Source organism: Clostridium budayi (assembly GCF_055396605.1).
In genome coordinates this window covers 2,536,214-2,556,206 of sequence record NZ_AP042456.1, presented here as the reverse complement: position 1 = coordinate 2,556,206, position 19,993 = coordinate 2,536,214, and the positions used below count along the sequence as shown (strand labels likewise).

The following is a 19,993-nucleotide window of genomic DNA, read 5'->3' as shown; positions in this document are numbered from 1 at the left end:
GAGGAGGTGTTTTTTAATGTACGCAGTAGTATTAACTGGAGGAAAGCAATACAGAGTTCAAGAAGGAGACGTATTATTCGTTGAAAAGCTTGACGCAGCTGTTGAATCACAAGTTGAATTAACAGAAGTATTAGCTGTATCAAATGGAGAAACTTTAACAGTTGGAAAGCCAATGGTTGAAGGAGCTAAAGTTGTAGCTAAAGTTTTAGCACAAGGAAAAGCTAAGAAGGTAACAGTATTCAAGTATAAGGCTAAAAAGGACTACAGAAGAAAAGCTGGTCACAGACAACCTTACACTAAGTTAGTTATCGAAAAGATCGAAGCATAGTCATATGATTAGAGCAAAGATTAATTTCAAAGAAGATAAAATATTAGGTTTCGTCATTGATAGTCACGCAATGCCAGAAGACAGAGATTTTAATAATGATGTCTTACTAGTAGGGGAAGCTTTTGATATGGTTTGTAACTCAGTTTCAGTCCTATCACAAAGTGTTCTTATAGGTATAGATGAAGTTTTAAAACTTAACTGTACTTACGAGATTGCAGACGGATACCTTAAGCTAGACTTATCTGATTTTTCAGAAGAAGAACTAGCTAAATCACAGGTTTTACTTAAAACCTTCGAGAAAAGTTTAGAAAGTGTTATTTCTAGCTTGGATCAAATGTTTGGATGTAATAAACGTAGAGAATATATAAAATTAGTGAAAGAGGAGGTGTAGTGACATGATGATAATGAACCTTCAATTATTCGCCCACAAAAAAGGAATGGGTAGTACAAAGAATGGTAGAGATTCTGAGTCAAAGAGACTTGGTGTTAAATCAGCAGACGGACAATTCGTTTTAGCTGGAAACATCATCGTAAGACAAAGAGGAACTAAAATCCACCCAGGAAACAACGTTGGAAGAGGTAAGGATGACACTCTATTTGCTAAAATCGATGGAGTTGTTAAGTTCGAAAGAGTTGGAAAAGACAAGAAGAAAGCTTCTGTTTATCCAATAAACGTTGAAGAAATAGCTGAATAGTTATTAGATAAAGCATAAAGAGCACCCATATTTATGGGTGCTTTTTAAATGGAAAAAATTAAAGGATATCTTATATTATAGTATTTTGTAATTTTTTTATTGTTTTATTATAATATGTTTGTGATATAATGAAGAAAATATTTTAGAATATACCGACTTAATATTCATTTATATGGAATAATATGAATATGTAGATTTTGCACAAGGAGAGGTGAGTATATGTTTATAGATAAAGCCAAAATATTTGTAAAATCTGGTCAAGGTGGAGGCGGAGCAGTTTCTTTTAGAAGAGAAAAGTATGTTCCACTTGGAGGACCAGATGGTGGAGATGGCGGAAAAGGTGGTAGTATCATCTTTAAAGTAGACACTGGAATAACTACATTAATGGATTTTAAATATAAAAGAAAATTTATAGCACAGCCAGGTGAAAATGGTGGTACATCAAAGTGCTATGGTAGAGATGGAGAAGATCTTTACATAAGTGTTCCACTTGGAACAATAATAAGAGAAGCTGAAAGTAACAAAATAATTTGTGACCTTTCAGAAAAAGATGATGAATACCTTCTTTTAAAAGGTGGTAGAGGTGGTAAAGGGAACTGCAAGTTCTGTACACCTACAAGACAAGCGCCAAACTTCTCAGAACCAGGTATGCCAGGTGAAGAGATGAACATCATTTTGGAATTAAAATTATTAGCTGATGTTGGGCTTTTAGGATTCCCAAATGTAGGTAAGTCAACATTCTTATCTATGACAACAAAGGCTAAACCAAAGATAGCAAACTATCACTTTACAACTTTAAAACCAAACTTAGGAGTTGTTGCAACAGAAGGTATAGAACCATTTGTTATGGCAGATATCCCAGGTATTATTGAAGGTGCAAGTGAGGGTGTAGGTCTTGGTCTTGAGTTCTTAAGACACATTGAAAGAACTAGACTTCTTATACATGTTGTTGATATCTCAGGAATAGAAGGTAGAGATCCTTTTGAAGACTTCTTAAAGATAAATGAAGAACTTAAAAAGTACTCAGTAAAACTTTGGGATAGACCACAAATAGTTGTAGCTAATAAAACAGATTTACTTTTTGATGAATCAGTATATGAAGATTTCAAAAAGAAATTAAATGAATTAGGATATGACAAAGTATTCAAAATGTCAGCAGCAACAAGAGAAGGTGTTGATGAAGTTTTAAAAGAAGCAGCTAGAATGCTTAAGGAAATTCCAATAACTGGACTTGAAATAGCTGATGAAGAAAGATATATACCAGAAGAGAAAAGATTCACATATGAAATTAGCATTGAAGATGGAGAAGATAACAATAAAGTATTTGTTGTTTCAGGAAGCTTCGTTGATAGATTATTAGATGCTGTTAATTTATATGACATGGACTCTTTAAGATACTTCCATAAAGTATTAAAGAACAAGGGTGTTATGGATGAATTAAGAGAACTTGGAATTCAAGATGGAGATATGGTTAGACTTAACGACTTTGAATTCGAATATGTATTTTAGGAGGTAATGTATGCTAATAGGAAAGCAAAGAGCATATTTAAGAGGGCTTGCTAATGATATGCAACCAATATTTCAAATAGGTAAAAATGGTATAGAAGCTAGCTTCTTAAACCAAGTTAAAGAAGCTCTAGAAAAAAGAGAACTTATAAAAATAAAAGTTTTAGAAAATAGCGGATTAGAAGCAAGAGAAGCTTCAGATTATATATGCAATGAACTAAAATGTGAAGGCGTTCAAGCAATAGGAAGCAAGATAGTTCTATATAAAAGATCTTCAAAGAAACCAAAAATAGAAATACCTAGAAAATTTAAGAATATTAAAAATAAGTAGCATGAAAAAGTATGGGATTATAGGTGGAACCTTTGATCCTATCCACAATGCGCATCTTTACATAGCATATGAAGCAAAAGAACTGCTAGGTTTAGATAAGATTATTTTTATACCAAATGGAAGTCCCCCACATAAAGACAATAAAAATATAACGGGGGCTTCTTTAAGGTATAGAATGGTTTTAGAAGCTATTAAGGATTTTGAGGATTTTGAGGTTTCAAAATATGAAATTGAGAAAAAAGAATTAAGTTACACTTATAAAACGTTAGAACATTTTAAAGAAGATGATGTAGAGCTTTATTTTATAACAGGAGCTGATTGTCTTGTTGATCTAGATAAATGGAAAAACGTAAGTGAAATTTTTTCTTTATGTAAATTTGTTGTTTTTACAAGGCCTGGTTTCAAAGAAGAAGATTTAATTGAAGAGAAGAAAAAAGCAGAGAAAAAATATAATGGGGAAATTATATTTTTAAATATATTAGATTTAGAAATTTCATCAACCGATATTAGAAAAAGAATTTCAGAAGGAAAAAGAATAGATTTTTTTGTACCTAAAAGAGTGATAAACTTAATAGAGAAGGAAAATATCTATAGTGAAAGGAACTAATATGGAAATTACTTATATTTATGATTATTTAAAAAAGAATTTAAAAGAAAAAAGATATATGCACGTATTAGGTGTAGTATCTACAGCTAAAAAGTTAGCTAAATTAAATGGAGTATCAGAAGAAAAAGCAGAGCTTGCTGCACTTTGCCATGATGCTGGAAAGAATTTAACAAAAGAGCAGTTATTAAATATTATAGAAAAGAACAATATACAATTAACATTAGATGAGAAAAAAACACCAGAACTTTGGCATGCTATTGTTTCACCAATAATTGCTAAAGAAGAGTTTAATATAAATGATGAAGAAGTACTAGAGGCTGCAAGATGGCATACAACAGGAAGACCAAATATGACTAAACTTGAAAAGATTATTTATATTTCTGATATGATTGAACCATCAAGAGTATTTAGTGGAGTAGATAGTATAAGAAAAGCGGTTTTAGAGAATTTAGATTTAGGAGTTCTTAAGGGCATGGAACACACAATAAGATATCTTTTAGATAAAGAACAAATTGTAGATAAAAATACAATTGAAGCTAGAAATTATTTAATTATTGAGAAGAATAATATTTAGAATACTTAAGGGATATGGGGGTATAAGTTAGATGACTGATGATAGAAACTCTAACAACTCGGCAAGGAGAAGAAGAGCCGAACTTGACAGAGAAGAACGTATAAGAAGAAAAAGACGAATGTCTCAAAGAAATGAAGAAATGAATACGGGGAAATCTAGAAGAAGATTAAGTTCAGAATCTATTCCTCTTAATGATTCAAGAAGAAGAATTGATGATAGACCAATTAATGATCCAAGAAGAAGAATTAATGATAAACCAAATAAAAATATAAAAAAGAAGAAAAAGAAGAAAAAGAGTACTTTTAAAAGAATACTAAAAATAGTATTAATAGCTTTATTAGCAATAGTAGTTATATTTGGATTTAGAGTAGCTAAGCTTATTAACAATATAAGTACAGACAATATGACAGCTCCAGTTGAAGTTCCAATGGATCAAACAGTAAATATATTATTACTTGGAATGGATGTTGGTAATATAGATAATCCAAGTGATGAGTCTCAAAAGAGAACGGATACTATGATGGTTATAAACTTTAATCCTAAGACTAAGAAAGTTAAGATGGTTTCAATACCAAGAGATACTTTAATTACGATAAACGGACGTAATTGGAAGATGAATGCTGCTTATCCAATTGGAGGAGATAAGAGAGTTATAACAGAAGTACAAAATCTTTTAAATATAAAAATAAATTACTTAGCTAAAATAAACTATGCTGGATTTAGAGATTTTATAGATGCTATAGGTGGAGTTAGTATGAAAATTGAAAATAATATGGACTACACAGATAAATCACAAAATCTTAGAATTAAGTTCAAGAAAGGCGAAGTAGCACAGCTTGATGGTAAGAAAGCAGAAGAATTCTTCAGATGGAGAAAAAATAATGACGGAACTGGTCTTCCAAATGGAGATATAGATAGAATAAAAAATCAACATGCATTTTTAGAGCAAGTAGTTAAAAAATGTACTAGTCCATCAATAATATTTAAAATGCCTAAAATATTAGAAGTGGTTGAGAAAAATGTTGAAACTAATATGTCAGGTAAAAGAATATTTGAATATGCATTAAAGGCAGCTCTTTTAAAACCAAGTAATGTATCTATGGAAACTATAAAAGGATCTGCTAAGATGATAGGTGGTCAATCTTACTTCATATTTGATAAATCAGCTAATGAAGGACTTATTAGAAGTTTACATGAGTCATCAGATAGCACAAAGAATATGAAACCAGAAGAAGTTAGAATTAAAATATTAAATGGAACAAAGATAAGCGGACTTGCAGCGACTTATCAAATACAACTTAAGCAACTAGGATACACTAATGTAGATGTTGGTAATACTGATTCACTTAGAGAGAAAAGTGTAATTATGGTTGATGATAATAACATCAAAAGTATGCTTAAGAAAGATTTCACTTCAATAACTAATTATGATGATATAGAATCAAAATTTGCATCTCCAAGTTATGATGTAATAATTATATTAGGAAGTGATGCAAAGAGTTATTAAATCTTTATATAGGAGGACATAAGATAGTATGAGTACCTTAGAAAAAAGTGTACCATTAGAATACGATGGAATAAAACTTAGACACTATTTAAAAGAAGGATTTGAATTATCTTCAAGATTTATAAAAAGAGTAGCAGTGGAAAATAGAGCTTTAGTAAATGGTGAAGCTGCAATGATGAACTTAAGAGTTAAAACTGGAGATAAGGTTACAGTTTTACTTGATAGAGAAGAAAAACAAGACATTGTACCAGAAAAGATGGATTTAGATATAGTATATGAAGATGATGATATACTAGTTGTAAATAAAAAGCCTTTTATGGTAGTTCATCCAACAAAAAGTCATCAATCAGGAACTCTTGCAAATGGTGTTATAAATTATTTTAGAGAATGTGGTAAAAACCATATTGTAAGACTTGTTAGTAGATTAGATATGAATACATCTGGTCTTATAGTAATTGCAAAAAGTCAATATGCACATATGACATTACAAAGAAGCGAAATGGAAAAAAGATATATTGCAATTGTGCATGGACATTTAAAAGAAAAGGAAGGTACTATAGATCTTCCAATATACAGACCACAACCTGAAGATGGATTCGATAGCATAAAAAGAGTTGTAGATGATAGAGGACAAAGAAGTATAACTCACTATAAAGTTCTAGAAAGCTTTAATGGTGGAGATGTTGTTGAATGTCTTCTTGAAACAGGAAGAACACATCAAATAAGAGTTCACCTATCACATTTAGGACATCCAATCTATGGAGACTTTATTTACGGTGATGGAGATAATGAGCTTCATCTAATAAAAAGGCAGGCATTACATGCTTATGGATTAAACTTTATATCACCAAGAAGTGGTAAAGAATTAAGTTTAAGAGCTGACCTTCCATATGACTTTAAAGAATTAATTGAAAAATTAAAATAAATATATTAAATAAAGAGTACAAGTGATTGTACTCTTTATTATTTTATAGGGTAAAATAATTTACATAATTATTTAAAAGAAAAAGGATTAATTTATTAAATATCATCATATATTTTATGGAGAGGTGATGTTATGAATAAGCTAGATATTGCTATAGCTATGAATATGATAAATTTAAAGTGTTTAATTATGATAGTTTTCGTATGTGGATTATTTACTTTTATAAAAGGAATACTTAAATCATTAAATTTACATGCTAAAGTAATTTTAATTAATAAATGTAGCAATTTTATATTTATTTTTGGATGTACATCTATATCTATTATGCTGTTAATTTCCTTTGTTATGGTATTTAAATAGGAATTAGTTTTTGTATATTTAAGGATTTAACATATTAAAAGGTTGTCTAATTGACAACCTTTTTAATATGTTAAACATTATTTTAATATGTTGCTAGCTTTTTCTAAAAGATGTATAAATTCAAAATGAAGTATAAATAGATTATAAAATGCAAATATCAATCCAAATACTGATAAAAATATGCAAGACATTTTACCTAAGATGTCATCTCCCATATATCTTTTTATTAAAAACATAGTTCCAAGAATAAATAGCATAAAAATATAACATTGAATCACAGACAAAATATAACCTCCCTATAAAAAATAGAATAAGTAGCTCGTAATAATTCCTTATTACTTAAATAAGGAATTATTATAATTATATTTTGCAGTTTAAAAAATTATGTAAAAAATTTATGTTAGATTATTTTTGCTATAAAATATATTAGATTTATTAATACAAAGGAGATGACTTTAATAAAGTCATCTCCTTTGTATTAATATCTTCTTCTATTTTTTAAATGTTGCCATCTCTTTTTGAAGGCAAGTTTTTTACGTCTTTTTCTAACTATATATATTCTTATAAGTATTAAAATACATATAAGAACTAAAATAGATATACAAATAACTAATATAGCATTACTTTTTAAGAATTCAGTAACTGCAACTTTTGAAGAATATTCTCTTGATGCACCACTTACTAAAGTTACTTTTCCTATTTCATTTCCATTTAATAAAATAGTTCCTTTAGTTAACTCTTCACCTTTAGTTATTGTCATTTTACCTATATTTTTAGGTAAATCGTAGTTAATTGTTGGTTTAATAGAATTAGCTTCATTTTTCTTAACTGTTGCAAAGACATCTCTATCTATAAGTAAAGGAATATTAGTATCTTTATTTATTTTAATATTATCTATTTCTTGACCTTTTGAAAATAATTTTATATTTTCAAAATTATTAAAGCCGTAATCTAATAATTTAGCCATGTCTTCATAATTTTTATTCTTATCTTCTGCTTTTAAGAAAACAGCAATTAATCTTTGACCATCTTTTTCACCAGATATTATAAAAGTATGTCTCGCTACATCTGTATAGCCACTTTTTCCAGCAAGAGCATATTTATAAAAATATTTTGAGTTAGGATTTATTAAATAATTGTGGTTATTAGCCCATCTTTTCTGACCATCTAAATTACTTGCAGGGAGTTCTACTGATATAAGACGAGATATTCTTATAAAATCATTATTTTTTAGTGCAGCCTGCATTATTAAAGCTAAATCATGAGCTGTAGTTACATGATTATTATCTGGTAAACCACTTGGATTTACGAAGTTTGAATTAGTGCAGCCAAGTTCTTTAGCTTTTTCATTCATCATTTTAGCAAAGTTTTCTATAGAACCTCCAACATGCTCAGCTAGCGCTTCAGCACAATCATTTCCAGATTCAAGTAAAAGACCAGTTAAAAGAGTCTCTACTTTAAATTTTTCACCTTCTTTTAATCCTATTGAACTTCCTTTTGCAAATGGTGGATTCTTACCAATTGTTACAACATCATTTAAGTTAGTATGCTCTAAAGTAATAAGAGCGGTCAAAACTTTAGTTGTTGATGCAGGGAAGTGTGTCTTTTCTCCGTTTTTAGAATATAATACATCTCCAGTATTAGCATCTATTAAAATAGCTGATTCAGCATTGATGTCTGGTGGATTATTAGTTGCTGCATTAGCACCTATATATATTAAATTATAAAAAATAAACAGGGGAAATAATAATTTTACCCAAAATTTAAAATTCTTCTTCATATGCGCTCCTTTAAAAGTGATATTTAGACTTTTTTATTTTAACAAAAAAAACATCTATTATCTATACAAAGTGGATAAAAAATTTAAAAATTGTTAATAATTCAGAATAATGTAAATTTAGGAGAGATAATTATGAGAGTTGATAAAAAGGGAATTGGATTAATTTTAATAGCATTAGTAATTGGTGCTGTTGCATTTACAATTTATATAACAGATGGTAGAGATACTTTAAAAAAGAATGATACATCTAGTATGTTTGTTGATGAAGGAGAAATAGAAAAAGAGAAAAGTAAAGATAAAGGTGCTAAAGAGGAAATACCTTTAAAAGATAAAAAGATAGCAGTGGATATAAAAGGAGAAGTTAAGAAGCCTGGAGTTTATTATGTTAATGATGGAAGTATAATATTAGATTTAATAAATGAAGCAGGTGGAACTACAAATAAAGCAAATCTTGACACTATAAATAGAGCACAGAAACTTAAAGAAAACGAATGTATAGTCATTCCAAATGTTGATGATTTGAGTAATGATGTAGGTGCATCTACTAATAGCTTAACAAATAGTAGTTCTAAAAAGGAAGATGCTAAAGTAAACATAAATACAGCAGATGTAAATGAGCTAAATGAATTAAATGGGGTAGGTCCATCTAAAGCTAATGCAATAATTAAGTATAGAGAAGAAAATGGATTATTTAAAAGTATAGAAGATATTAAAAATGTAAGTGGATTTGGAGAAGCAACTTTTGAGAAGATAAAAGATTTTATATCAATTTAAGTTATATTAAGTTACCTTCTAGAAAAAAATTACAACTTATAAAATTGTAAGGGAATTATTATAATTTAAATATATAAGTTAGTTATAATAATTAAGTATAAAAAGATATCCATAATTATGTACATTGTAAAAATACAAGTTTGAGTGTTATAATTAAAGAATATGAAGAAATTTAAATAAAAAGGGGTATTTTTAGGAGGTAATGAAGATGGTTAAGAAAACCATAGCAGTATTAATTGCAACTACTATAGTATTTTCATTAGCTGGTTGTGGCAGTAAAAAGGACGATAAAAAGGAACAAGATACAGCTAAGAAGGTAGAGCTAAATATAGATGATCAAGAACAATTTAAAGATCTAAAGGGAGATTGGATTAGAGACTTTACATATGATGACTTTAATAAAGAGACAAATGAGTTAATGGGTAAAGTAGAAGAGACAACTAAGAGCTTAGGATTAGAATACCAAAAGGATGAAAAGGTTCAAGATATTAATGGTAATACAGCTAATGTAAAATCAATATATTTAGATAATAAAAATCCAGAAAATAATAGACTTGAAAGTATGCAATTTCAATCACAGTTTATAGGAAAGGCACAAGAGTATGGAAGAATACAAATGAAACTTTCTTTAAAATTTGATGGTGAAGGTGCAATAAAAGATAATAACTTTAATTTAGGGGATACTTCAATCGCAAAATATGCAGAAATAATGACAAAAGTTCCTAATAGGGATTATAAAGATATAAATAACAAAATCATGGATATAATTAAGGGTGAGAAATCAGAAGGAGTTGTAAAAGATTCTATAAATGGATTAGAAGAAGAGTTTGCAGTAAGCAAAGATTACATAGTATATACTCTTTCAACTAAGATCTATGAATTTGAGAAAGCTCCTAGTGAAGGTATAAAGTAAAATTTTAGGAGGATTATAATGAGTAAAAAAGATGAAAACACTATAAAAGATTTATTAAATGGCGAGGAATTAGAAAAGGAAATTTTAGAAGAGGAATTAGATGAAGTAGATCAAATTGATTCTAATCCATCATTTTTCAAAAAATTACTTGCAAGTTTATTAGATCAAGCAATATTAATTGGTGTATCAGCTCTTTTATTAGTAATATTCGACTTTTTAATAGGTTTCATTGGATACATGGTAGAGGAGCCAACAGGAATTCTTCTTATAATTTTTGGTATATTAAATGTATTATATAGACCAATATTTGAAGGAAAGAATAAGAGAACTCTTGGTAAGAGAATATTAGCAATAAAATAAGCAAATTAATAACAATAAAATGAAGTGATAGGAGAAAACATACAGTGAGAAGAGGAAATGAAATAACAGTTAAGATAGAAAAAACTGAATTCCCATCAGTTGGAATATCAAGTTTTGATGGTAAGAAAATTTATGTTAAAAATGCTTTCCCGGGTGAAACAGTGAAAGGGAGAGTTAAGAAAAAGAAAGCTGACTATGCTGATTTAAAACTTATAGAAGTTGTAGAGAAAGCACCATATGAAATTGAAGCTAAATGCCCTCATTTTGGAATATGCGGTGGATGCTCATCACAACACTTAAGCTATGATAAGCAATTAGAGTTATTAAGTGATGAAGTTTTAGAACTATTTAAAAATGCTGAAGTTACAACTGGAGAATATGAAGGTGTTGTAGGAAGCGTAGATCAGTTTGAATATAGAAACAAGATGGAGTTCACTTTTGGTGATGAATATAAAGGTGGAGAACTTTGTCTTGGAATGCATATGAGAAATCAAAGTTTTGGTATTATAACAGTTAATGAATGTAAGCTTGTTGATGAAGATTTCAGAAAAGTTATAAATGCTACTGTAGAGTACTTTAGAGGAAAAGACCTTCCTTACTATAGAGTAATGAAAAGAGAAGGATACTTAAGACATTTAGTTATAAGAAAAGCTAAAAATACTGGAGAACTTCTAGTTAATTTAGTTACAACAACTCAAGTAGATTTTGATTTAACTGAATGGACAAATATTATAAAAGGCTTAGATTTTAAAGGTGAATTAGTTTCTATTCTTCATACTGAGAACAATTCATTCTCAGATGCTGTAATTCCAGAAAAGGTTAATGTACTTTTCGGAAAAGATTATATAATGGAAGAACTTCTAGGATTAAAGTTTAAAATATCACCATTTTCATTCTTCCAAACTAATACTAAAGGAGCAGAAGAGCTTTATAGTATAGTTAGAGAGTTTATGGGAAATTCAGATAATAAGGTTGTATTTGACCTTTATTGTGGTACAGGAACTATAGGTCAAATAGTTGCACCTAAAGCTAAGAAAGTTATTGGACTTGAGCTTATAGAAGAAGCTGTAGAAGCAGCTAAAGAAAATGCAAAACTTAATGGTCTTGATAACTGCACTTTCATAGCTGGTGATGTTGCTGAAACTATAAAAGAAGTTAAAGATAAGCCAGACATTATAATTTTAGATCCACCAAGAAGTGGTGTAAGTCCTAAAGCTTTAGAATATGTTATTAAGTTTAATGCTAAGGAAATTGTTTATGTTTCATGTAATCCTAAGACTTTAGTTGATAATTTAAAGGATCTTATGGCTCATGGATATAAGATAGAAAGAACAAGAGTTAAGGATATGTTCCCTAACACTCCTCATGGAGAAGTAGTAGTTAAATTAAGCAAATAAATTATTTAAAAGAGATATCAAGTTTACATTAAAGACTTGAATCTCTTTTTGGTTTATGCAATTTTAGGATATTTAAAATATAAAAAATGTACAATTATTTTATATCAAAAGAAAAATGTAAAGGGGAATAAAATTAATGATAACTGGTGAATTAAAAAGTAAAGTAGATAAGATTTGGGAAACGTTTTGGACTGGAGGAATAACTAATCCATTAGAAGTTATAGAACAATTTACTTATCTTTTATTTATAAAAGGATTAGATGATATTGAAAAGAATAAAGAAGCGGAAGCGGAAATTTTAGGGATAGATTTTGATAGAACATTTCCAGAGGATAAACAGTATTTAAGATGGAGTAAGTTTTCAAATGAAGGTGATACAGAGAAAATGTATACTATAGTACAAAATGAAGTATTTCCTTTTATAAAGAGTTTACATGGAGATAAAGAATCAGCTTATGCTAAATATATGGGAGATGCTATATTTAAAATACCAACTCCACTTATGCTTTCAAAGATAGTTGATGGAATTAGTAATATAAAATTTAATAAAGAAAATGATACAAAGGGAGACCTTTATGAATATTTACTATCAAAGGTTGCTACAGCTGGTACTAATGGACAGTTTAGAACACCACGTCACATTATAGACATGATAGTAAAATTAATGAAGCCTACACCGGAAGATATAATAGTTGACCCTGCTATGGGAAGTGCAGGATTTTTAGTATCTTCACAGGAATATTTAAGAAAGAATCATAGTGATTTATTTTTGATTCAAGGCTTAAAGGAACATTTTAATAATGCAATGTTTTATGGATTTGATATAGATAGAACTATGCTTAGAATTGGTGCTATGAATATGATGCTTCATGGAGTTGATAATCCTAACATTGAATATAAAGATTCACTATCAGAAGTTAATACAGACAGTGAAAAATTTACACTTGTACTTGCGAATCCTCCATTTAAAGGAAGCTTAGATTATGAGGCAGTATCAGCAGATCTTTTAAAGGTAACTAAAACTAAAAAGACAGAATTATTATTCTTAGCGTTATTTTTAAGAATATTAAAAACAGGTGGAAGATGTGCTTCAATAGTTCCAGATGGAGTTTTATTTGGTTCAACTAAAGGACATAAAGATATAAGAAAAGAAATAGTAGAAAATCATAAATTAGAAGCAGTAATAAGTATGCCTTCAGGTGTATTTAAGCCATATGCTGGGGTAAGTACTGCTATAATGATATTTACTAAAACAGGAACAGGTGGAACAGATAAAGTATGGTTTTATGATATGAAAGCAGATGGATTCTCACTTGATGATAAGAGAAATGAAATAGAAGAAAATGATATACCTGATATAGTAGAAAGATTTAATAATCTTGATAATGAAGATGAGAGAAAAAGAACTGAGCAAAGCTTCTTTGTAACTAAAGAGGAAATAGCAAAGAATAGTTATGATCTATCAATAAATAAATATAAAGAAATAGTATATGAAGAAGTTCATTATGATGCACCAGAAGTAATATTAGGAAGAGTTAGAGAACTTGAAAAAGAAATAAAAGAAGGTTTAGAAGAATTAGAAAGAATGCTTGAGGTGTAGAACATGGAGTATAGAAAGTTAAATGAGTTATGTGAGATAAATATAGGAAAAACACCATCAAGAAATAAGCAAGAGGAATCTGTTAAGTTGTTATGAAAAAATAGCTTAATAAATCATAGATTTTCTCGTTCTTTGAAAATTATATAAGTTTGACTATATTTGCGCATGGCAAATAAACCTGCAAAATATAATTTTTCAAGCAGGTTAATCAAAGATATTCTTAATAAATTAAGCAGCTATAAACCAAGATTGCCTAGATAAATTATCACTAGAGAAGCCAGCGACTTCAGCGGGAGTAAGGTTATTTAACGACCCATGAATTCTTATAAAATTATAGTGAAATATAAACATAAAAATAAGATTATTAGCTTTTTCAAATGAGTTAAATCCTTTTTTGGACTTATACCAAGCTTTAAAAGTCTTATTAAAAGATTCTATAAGATTATTATTTATATCACTAGACATTGGCTTAACTGGTACATGTTTTGTTTCCGGTAATAGCGTAGCTATCGCTTCGTTATAAGCTGGCCATCTATCTGTAATTAGGTTAGAGGGTGAACCATATTTTTTAGCTTCATTGATCAGAGAAAAAGCAGAGCTTTCATTTCTATATCTACTTAAATGAAAAGATATTATAAATCGCGTTTCAGAGTCTATAACTAACCATAAATAATGTTTTACTCCGTTAATAAAAACAACAGTCTCATCAGCGTGCCAATCGTCAGATTGCAAATCTACTTGTTGTTTAAAGTTATCTGCTTTGAGTTTAAAGTATGGAGCAAATTTATTGCTCCAGTTAGCGATAGTTACATGAGACACTTTTATATTAAAGGTGTTCATAAGAAATTGAGATATAGCTCTAGTTGATGTATTGTTCAAGTAATATAATGTTAGTGCTGTAATAATAATTTGTAATGGGAATCGCATTCCTTTCATAGAAAGGGCCCCGGTAATAGCTTCGCTAGATGGTGAATCAATATTAAAATTATGATGTTGCACAATAATATGATTACATTTTTTATTATTACATTTATATCTATTATAGTGTTTGTAAGAATGATGTAAATAAGTTCCTTTATCACACTTTGGACACTTAGGATACTTCATTTTAGGAACTCCATCACCATCGCTAGCGATGAATTGGCGCTTACATTTTTTACATTGATATTTTTGATTAGCCTGTTTGTCAAAACCAAATTTATATAGTTTATTAGAGTGACAACGAGGGCATCTAATATTTGTTTTGTTCATTGTTTTCTCTCTCCTTTTCTAGGGGGTAATTTAGTCTTTGCAAACTTATTGTATTTCCTAAGGTTGAGAGAATCAATGTTCATATAACTTAACAGATCGAGCAAGAGTATTGGGGGGCAGGCTATAAATGGCTATCTATATCTGACTTAAAAGATAAGTATTTATATACATCAAAAGAAGAAATAACTGAGTTAGCAGTAGATAAAGCTAATATGAGAATAGTGCCTAAAGATACAGTTATTATGAGTTTTAAATTATCTATAGGTAAAATAGCTATTTTAAAGGAAAATATGTTTACTAACGAAGCTATAGCTAATTTTCCGATAAAAGACAAAACTATAATAAAGCCAGAATATTTATATTATGCACTAAAGACATTGAATTTTACTAATACAGATAGAGCTGTAATGGGAGCAACTTTAAATAAAAGTAAATTAAACGAAATAAAAATACCATATTGTAATGTGAATAATCAAAAAAAAATAGTTGATGTTTTAGATAAAGCACAAGAATTAATAGATCAAAGGAAAGAGCAAATAGAAGCTTTATATGAAGTAATTAAATCGAAATTTATCGAGATGTTTGGTGACCCAAATTTAAATAATATGGGATGGGAAGTAAAAACATTAAATGAAGTTTCTATTAAAAAGGGTGAATATGGTTCTGGCTCACCTTCAATTGAGTATATTGAAGGAAAACCGAGATATATTAGAATAACTGATATAAATGACAATGGATATTTAAACGAAAATAAAGTTACAGTTGAAAATTTAGATGAATTTGAAAAGTATAAATTAAAAGATGGAGATATGCTTTTTGCAAGAACAGGGGCAACTGTTGGGAAGAGTTTTAGATATAAAGAAGTATATGGTGAGTGTTTATTTGCTGGGTACTTAATTAGATTTGTGCCTAATATAACAATAATAAATCCAGACTTTTTATATTTCTTTACTAAAACAAATTATTATGAAAATTGGGTGCAGTCAAAGCGAAAGATTGTAGCTCAACCCAATATTAATGCAAAACAGTATGGAGAAGAATTAAAAATATTTTTACCACCAATAGAACTTCAAAATCAATTTGCTGACTTTGTTAAGCAAATAGACAAATTGAAACTTAAAATGGAAAAGAGTTTAAAAGAATTAGAAGATAACTTCAATTCTTTAATGCAAAAAGCTTTTAAAGGAGAATTATTTAAAGAAGATTAATTAAATAAAAGGAGAATTAAAATATGAGAAAAATAGGAGAGCCTTTAAAGAAAGAGAAAGTAGCTGGATGTAAAGGCTATATGAAATGGTATAGAGTTATTGAAGATGAACTTAGATTATTTATTAATGAAAAAGCTTTAAATGAAAATGGGGGAAAATTAAATTATATTTATTATAAAGAGAATAGAGCCTTATTATGTGCAGATGGAATTGAATACTCTAAGGAATTTTATGAAAGATTTAAGGATTTTAAAGTTAGAGTATTTATAAAATCAGATGTTGGAGCATTATATAGTGAATATGAAGTTGAAAGTTTTGGACTTTGTGATAGAGGACTAGAAATTATATTTAAATAATCAAAGTAAAATTAAATGAATTCATATTATATTAAATAGATAGGTAAAATTTAACCTATCTATTTTTTTATATCTACCATATAGAGATTAAAGTTGTTATAATTTTATTATTAGGAATTTATAGGATAAAAGTTTTTATAATTATGATAACAACTCTATCAAAAGGAGATTTTATATATGTGTAGAAATTTTGAGTTTTTAGAAAATAAGAAGATATTTGATAGTTTTAGCTTTGCATGTTTAGAAGCAGAAAAAAGTATTTTAATAAGTCCTTCTACAACTGCTATTTTATCAAGAAGAGCATTAGAACTTGCAGTTAAATGGATGTATAGTTTTGATAATGATTTAAATATACCTTATCAAGATAATATTAGTTCATTAATTCATGATAATAGTTTTATGGATATTGTAGGGTATGACTTATTTAGAATGATTAAATATATTATTAAGCTTGGAAATGTAGCAGTTCATACTAATTCAAACATAAAGAGAGAAGAAGCTATTTTATCATTAAATAATTTATTCAATTTTATAAGCTTTTTAGATTATTGTTATTCTGATGAATATATAGAAAAACAATTTGATGAAGATTTATTAGATGAAGGTTCAAGTAAAAGAATAAGAGCACAGGAACTTCAAGAGCTATATGATAAATTAAGTGCTAAAGATAAAAAAATAGAAGAAGTTAGAAAAGAAAACGAAGAACTTAGAGAAGAACTTACTAGTAAAAGAAAAGACAATAGTAGAAAAAATGATTTTAATGTAACTGAAATTAATGAATATGAAACAAGAAAAAGATACATAGATGTTGAGTTAAAACTTGCAGGATGGGATTTTAATAAGGATATAAGAGAAGAAGTAGAAGTAGCTGGAATGTTAAATCAATCTGAAGTTGGATATGTTGATTATGTCCTTTATGGAGATAATGGTAAGCCCCTTGCTGTAGTTGAGGCTAAAAGAACTTCTAAAGACCCTAAAGTAGGACAACAACAAGCAAAGCTTTATGCTGATTGTTTAGAAAAACAAAGTGGACAAAGGCCAATTATATTATTTACTAATGGATTTGATACATTTATTTGGGATGACTATAATGGATATTCAGAAAGAAGAATTTTTGGTTTTTATCAAAAAGAAGAACTACAACTTCTAATAGATAGAAGAAACAGTAGACTTCCACTTAAAGATTTATATATTAAAGATGAAATATCTAATAGATATTATCAAAAAGAAGCAATAATAAATGTATGTGAAGCAATGGAAAACAGGAGGAGAAGAATGCTTCTTGTTTGTGCAACAGGAACAGGAAAGACAAGAACTGCTATTTCTTTAGTTGATGTACTTTCAAGACATAATTGGGTTAAAAATGTATTATTCCTTGCAGATAGAAAAGCTCTTGTAAAGCAAGCTAAGAATAATTTTTCAAAGCTATTACCTAATTTATCTTTATGTAACCTTTTAGATAATAGAGATAATCCAGAAGAAGCAAGAATGATATTTTCTACTTATCCTACAATGATGAATGCTATAGATGATACAAAATCTAAGTCAGGTAAAAAGTTATTTACTCCAGGACATTTTGATTTAATTATTATAGATGAATCACATAGAAGTATATATAGAAAGTTTAGAGCTATATTTGAGTATTTTGATGCATTTTTAGTAGGACTTACAGCTACCCCAAAAGATGAAGTAGATAAAAATACTTATGAAGTATTTAAACTAGAAAATGGGGTTCCGACATATGCTTATGAGTATGAAAAAGCAGTTGATGATGGATATTTAGTAGATTACTCAACTATTGAGGTTAAATCTAAAATAATGGAAGATGGAATAAAGTATGATGAGCTTTCAGAGGATGAAAAAGAAGAGTTTGAAAATACCTTTGATGATGATGAAAGTGTTGATAAAGAAATAAGAAATACTGCCATTAATCAGTGGCTATTTAATGCAGATACTATAGATTTGGTTTTAAATAAGCTTATGACTGAAGGTTTAAAAATAGAAGGTGGAGATAAGCTTGGAAAAACTATAATTTTTGCTAAAAATAGTAGACATGCAAAAGCTATTGTAGAACGATTTAACACTTTATATCCAGAAAAGGGAGGAAATTTTGCTAAAGTTATAGATTATAGTATTAATTATGTTGATACTTTAATAGATGATTTTTCAGATAAAGATAAGATGCCTCAAATAGCAGTTTCGGTTGATATGCTAGATACAGGTATAGATATACCTGAAATATTAAATCTTGTATTCTTTAAAAAGGTAAGAAGTAAAACAAAGTTCTGGCAGATGATAGGAAGAGGAACAAGACTTTGTCCGGATCTTTTAGGAATAGGAGAAGATAAAGAGGAATTCTTAATAATGGATTTTTGTAATAACTTTGAGTTTTTTAGAATGAATCCTAAAGGGTTTGATGGAAGTGAAGGAGCTTCATTAACAGAAAGATTATTTAATGTAAAGATAAATATAATAAAAGAACTTCAAAGTATTCAATATGCAGATACAGATTATATTAATTTAAGAAAATCTTTAGTAGAAGAAAATCTAAAAAAGATAAAAAGTCTAAATGAAGATAATTTCCTTGTAAAAATGGTTTTAAAGTATGTTCATAAATATAAAGAAGAAAAAGAGTGGGAAGCTCTTACAACAGAATCTGTACAAGATTTAAAAAAACACATTGCAATGGTTATACCATCAGAAAATGATGATGAACTTGCAAAAAGATTTGATTTAGTTATGTATTCTATACAACTTGCATATTTACAAGGAACAAATGCAACAAGAGGAATAAAGTCAGTTATAACTACAGCTGAAAATCTTTCAAAGCTTGGAACAATACCACAAATAAAAGAAAAGAAATATATAATAGAAAAAGTTATGACAGAAGAGTTTTGGGAAAAGGCAGATATATTTGAAATAGATGAAGTAAGACAAGCACTAAGAGAACTTATAAAATATCTCGAAAAAGACAAGCAACAAATATATTATACTAAATTTAAAGATATGATAATTGCAGAAGAAACTAATACATCAATGTATAATGTAAATGACTTAAAAAATTATAAAAAGAAAGTAGAGTATTATTTAAAAGAGCATCAAGATGAATTAGTAATATACAAAATTAGAAATAACAAAAAAATAACTAAGGAAGATTTAGAACACTTAGAAAATATAATGTTTAATGAGCTTGGAACAAAGTCAGATTATGAAAGAGAATTTAAAGATACCCCAGTTGCAAAGCTTGTAAGAAAGATAACAGGGCTTGATAGAAATGCAGCTTTAGAGGAGTTTTCAGAGTTTCTAAATAATGAAAGTCTAAATAGTTCACAAATACATTTTATAAAATTAATTGTAGACTATATAGTTAAAAATGGAATGATAGAAGATAAGAGAATTCTAACAGAGGATCCATTTAGAACAGTTGGAACTATAATAGAATTATTTGGAGATGATATAGAAGTAAGAAATAAGCTTTTAAAGAAAATAGATGAGATAAATAAAAATATTATATAGGGTAA

The 19,993-nt window shown here is 28.4% G+C and carries 21 protein-coding genes; 18 read left to right on the top strand and 3 right to left on the bottom strand.

The window, feature by feature from the left end; genetic code table 11:
- Positions 1–16 precede the first annotated feature (16 nt).
- The 10 genes from rplU to ACZ5TJ_RS12225 all read left to right on the top strand — a co-directional run bounded on the left by rplU (position 17) and on the right by ACZ5TJ_RS12225 (position 6,833).
- Entirely contained in the window at positions 17–328 is a 312-nt protein-coding gene (rplU, locus tag ACZ5TJ_RS12270) for a 50S ribosomal protein L21 (RefSeq protein WP_055207844.1), read from the top strand.
- A gap of 4 nt (positions 329–332) precedes the next feature.
- Complete coding sequence (locus ACZ5TJ_RS12265) at positions 333–719, top strand: ribosomal-processing cysteine protease Prp (protein WP_055207845.1); 387 nt, start codon at positions 333–335, stop codon at positions 717–719.
- 4 nt (positions 720–723) lie between these two features.
- Positions 724–1,023, top strand: a complete 300-nt coding sequence (gene rpmA, locus ACZ5TJ_RS12260; protein ID WP_039313684.1) for a 50S ribosomal protein L27 — start codon at positions 724–726, stop codon at positions 1,021–1,023.
- 219 nt (positions 1,024–1,242) lie between these two features.
- Complete coding sequence (gene obgE / locus ACZ5TJ_RS12255; protein WP_079286278.1) at positions 1,243–2,532, top strand: GTPase ObgE; 1,290 nt, start codon at positions 1,243–1,245, stop codon at positions 2,530–2,532.
- A 10-nt stretch (positions 2,533–2,542) separates the two neighbouring features.
- Positions 2,543–2,860, top strand: a complete 318-nt coding sequence (locus ACZ5TJ_RS12250; RefSeq protein ID WP_039313689.1) for a YhbY family RNA-binding protein — start codon at positions 2,543–2,545, stop codon at positions 2,858–2,860.
- A 1-nt stretch (position 2,861) separates the two neighbouring features.
- Positions 2,862–3,467, top strand: a complete 606-nt coding sequence (nadD, locus tag ACZ5TJ_RS12245) for a nicotinate-nucleotide adenylyltransferase (protein ID WP_079286279.1) — start codon at positions 2,862–2,864, stop codon at positions 3,465–3,467.
- Between the two features lies 1 nt (position 3,468).
- On the top strand, positions 3,469–4,041 hold the full coding sequence (gene yqeK / locus ACZ5TJ_RS12240) for a bis(5'-nucleosyl)-tetraphosphatase (symmetrical) YqeK (protein WP_055207910.1): 573 nt from the start codon (positions 3,469–3,471) through the stop codon (positions 4,039–4,041).
- Between the two features lie 31 nt (positions 4,042–4,072).
- Positions 4,073–5,548, top strand: a complete 1,476-nt coding sequence (locus ACZ5TJ_RS12235) for an LCP family protein (protein ID WP_464200073.1) — start codon at positions 4,073–4,075, stop codon at positions 5,546–5,548.
- A 28-nt stretch (positions 5,549–5,576) separates the two neighbouring features.
- Complete coding sequence (locus ACZ5TJ_RS12230) at positions 5,577–6,473, top strand: RluA family pseudouridine synthase (RefSeq protein WP_039313695.1); 897 nt, start codon at positions 5,577–5,579, stop codon at positions 6,471–6,473.
- 132 nt (positions 6,474–6,605) lie between these two features.
- Positions 6,606–6,833, top strand: a complete 228-nt coding sequence (locus ACZ5TJ_RS12225; RefSeq protein WP_464200071.1) for a hypothetical protein — start codon at positions 6,606–6,608, stop codon at positions 6,831–6,833.
- A gap of 77 nt (positions 6,834–6,910) precedes the next feature.
- On the opposite strand, the gene ACZ5TJ_RS12220 is transcribed toward ACZ5TJ_RS12225, so the two are convergent.
- On the bottom strand, positions 6,911–7,117 hold the full coding sequence (locus tag ACZ5TJ_RS12220) for a hypothetical protein (protein ID WP_055207850.1): 207 nt from the start codon (positions 7,115–7,117) through the stop codon (positions 6,911–6,913).
- A gap of 194 nt (positions 7,118–7,311) precedes the next feature.
- The gene (locus tag ACZ5TJ_RS12215) at positions 7,312–8,613 is read right to left on the bottom strand and encodes a serine hydrolase (RefSeq protein WP_464200068.1); all 1,302 of its coding nucleotides are present in this window, start codon (positions 8,611–8,613) and stop codon (positions 7,312–7,314) included.
- Between the two features lie 132 nt (positions 8,614–8,745).
- On the opposite strand from ACZ5TJ_RS12215, the gene ACZ5TJ_RS12210 reads away from it, so the two are divergent.
- The 5 genes from ACZ5TJ_RS12210 (at position 8,746) to ACZ5TJ_RS12190 (ending at position 13,657) form a co-directional block, all read left to right on the top strand.
- Entirely contained in the window at positions 8,746–9,387 is a 642-nt protein-coding gene (locus tag ACZ5TJ_RS12210; RefSeq protein WP_464200066.1) for a helix-hairpin-helix domain-containing protein, read from the top strand.
- A gap of 208 nt (positions 9,388–9,595) precedes the next feature.
- Entirely contained in the window at positions 9,596–10,300 is a 705-nt protein-coding gene (locus ACZ5TJ_RS12205; protein WP_464200064.1) for an LptM family lipoprotein, read from the top strand.
- Positions 10,301–10,318: 18 nt separating this feature from the next.
- Positions 10,319–10,660: an RDD family protein gene (locus ACZ5TJ_RS12200; RefSeq protein ID WP_055207854.1), complete on the top strand. Its 342-nt coding sequence runs from the start codon at positions 10,319–10,321 to the stop codon at positions 10,658–10,660.
- A 44-nt stretch (positions 10,661–10,704) separates the two neighbouring features.
- Positions 10,705–12,057 (top strand): 23S rRNA (uracil(1939)-C(5))-methyltransferase RlmD, encoded by a 1,353-nt coding sequence (rlmD, locus tag ACZ5TJ_RS12195; protein WP_390481313.1) that lies wholly within the window; start codon positions 10,705–10,707, stop codon positions 12,055–12,057.
- A 136-nt stretch (positions 12,058–12,193) separates the two neighbouring features.
- The gene (locus ACZ5TJ_RS12190; protein ID WP_464200060.1) at positions 12,194–13,657 is read left to right on the top strand and encodes a type I restriction-modification system subunit M; all 1,464 of its coding nucleotides are present in this window, start codon (positions 12,194–12,196) and stop codon (positions 13,655–13,657) included.
- A gap of 228 nt (positions 13,658–13,885) precedes the next feature.
- Here the strand turns inward: ACZ5TJ_RS12190 and ACZ5TJ_RS12185 are convergent, their stop codons facing one another.
- Complete coding sequence (locus tag ACZ5TJ_RS12185) at positions 13,886–14,908, bottom strand: IS6 family transposase (RefSeq protein ID WP_464198879.1); 1,023 nt, start codon at positions 14,906–14,908, stop codon at positions 13,886–13,888.
- A gap of 95 nt (positions 14,909–15,003) precedes the next feature.
- Between ACZ5TJ_RS12185 and ACZ5TJ_RS12180 the strand changes: the two genes are divergently transcribed.
- From ACZ5TJ_RS12180 to ACZ5TJ_RS12170, 3 genes are all read left to right on the top strand, one after another.
- Positions 15,004–16,116 carry a restriction endonuclease subunit S gene (locus tag ACZ5TJ_RS12180; protein ID WP_464202333.1) on the top strand — a complete coding sequence of 371 codons (1,113 nt, stop codon included), beginning with the start codon at positions 15,004–15,006 and terminating at the stop codon, positions 16,114–16,116.
- 23 nt (positions 16,117–16,139) lie between these two features.
- A complete protein-coding gene (locus ACZ5TJ_RS12175; RefSeq protein ID WP_242852406.1) occupies positions 16,140–16,472 on the top strand; it encodes a hypothetical protein in 333 nt (110 codons plus the stop codon).
- A 177-nt stretch (positions 16,473–16,649) separates the two neighbouring features.
- On the top strand, positions 16,650–19,988 hold the full coding sequence (locus ACZ5TJ_RS12170) for a DEAD/DEAH box helicase family protein (RefSeq protein WP_390481319.1): 3,339 nt from the start codon (positions 16,650–16,652) through the stop codon (positions 19,986–19,988).
- Positions 19,989–19,993: the final 5 nt, after the last annotated feature.

Bases quoted from the DNA above. Each gene is read 5' to 3' on its own strand.
- rplU (WP_055207844.1), top strand. From the start codon at position 17: ATGTACGCAGTAGTATTAACTGGAGGAAAGCAATACAGAGTTCAAGAA.
- ACZ5TJ_RS12265 (WP_055207845.1), top strand. From the start codon at position 333: ATGATTAGAGCAAAGATTAATTTCAAAGAAGATAAAATATTAGGTTTC.
- rpmA (WP_039313684.1), top strand. From the start codon at position 724: ATGATGATAATGAACCTTCAATTATTCGCCCACAAAAAAGGAATGGGT.
- obgE (WP_079286278.1), top strand. From the start codon at position 1,243: ATGTTTATAGATAAAGCCAAAATATTTGTAAAATCTGGTCAAGGTGGA.
- ACZ5TJ_RS12250 (WP_039313689.1), top strand. From the start codon at position 2,543: ATGCTAATAGGAAAGCAAAGAGCATATTTAAGAGGGCTTGCTAATGAT.
- nadD (WP_079286279.1), top strand. From the start codon at position 2,862: ATGAAAAAGTATGGGATTATAGGTGGAACCTTTGATCCTATCCACAAT.
- yqeK (WP_055207910.1), top strand. From the start codon at position 3,469: ATGGAAATTACTTATATTTATGATTATTTAAAAAAGAATTTAAAAGAA.
- ACZ5TJ_RS12235 (WP_464200073.1), top strand. From the start codon at position 4,073: ATGACTGATGATAGAAACTCTAACAACTCGGCAAGGAGAAGAAGAGCC.
- ACZ5TJ_RS12230 (WP_039313695.1), top strand. From the start codon at position 5,577: ATGAGTACCTTAGAAAAAAGTGTACCATTAGAATACGATGGAATAAAA.
- ACZ5TJ_RS12225 (WP_464200071.1), top strand. From the start codon at position 6,606: ATGAATAAGCTAGATATTGCTATAGCTATGAATATGATAAATTTAAAG.
- ACZ5TJ_RS12215 (WP_464200068.1), bottom strand. From the start codon at position 8,613: ATGAAGAAGAATTTTAAATTTTGGGTAAAATTATTATTTCCCCTGTTT.
- ACZ5TJ_RS12210 (WP_464200066.1), top strand. From the start codon at position 8,746: ATGAGAGTTGATAAAAAGGGAATTGGATTAATTTTAATAGCATTAGTA.
- ACZ5TJ_RS12205 (WP_464200064.1), top strand. From the start codon at position 9,596: ATGGTTAAGAAAACCATAGCAGTATTAATTGCAACTACTATAGTATTT.
- ACZ5TJ_RS12200 (WP_055207854.1), top strand. From the start codon at position 10,319: ATGAGTAAAAAAGATGAAAACACTATAAAAGATTTATTAAATGGCGAG.
- ACZ5TJ_RS12190 (WP_464200060.1), top strand. From the start codon at position 12,194: ATGATAACTGGTGAATTAAAAAGTAAAGTAGATAAGATTTGGGAAACG.
- ACZ5TJ_RS12185 (WP_464198879.1), bottom strand. From the start codon at position 14,908: ATGAACAAAACAAATATTAGATGCCCTCGTTGTCACTCTAATAAACTA.
- ACZ5TJ_RS12175 (WP_242852406.1), top strand. From the start codon at position 16,140: ATGAGAAAAATAGGAGAGCCTTTAAAGAAAGAGAAAGTAGCTGGATGT.
- ACZ5TJ_RS12170 (WP_390481319.1), top strand. From the start codon at position 16,650: ATGTGTAGAAATTTTGAGTTTTTAGAAAATAAGAAGATATTTGATAGT.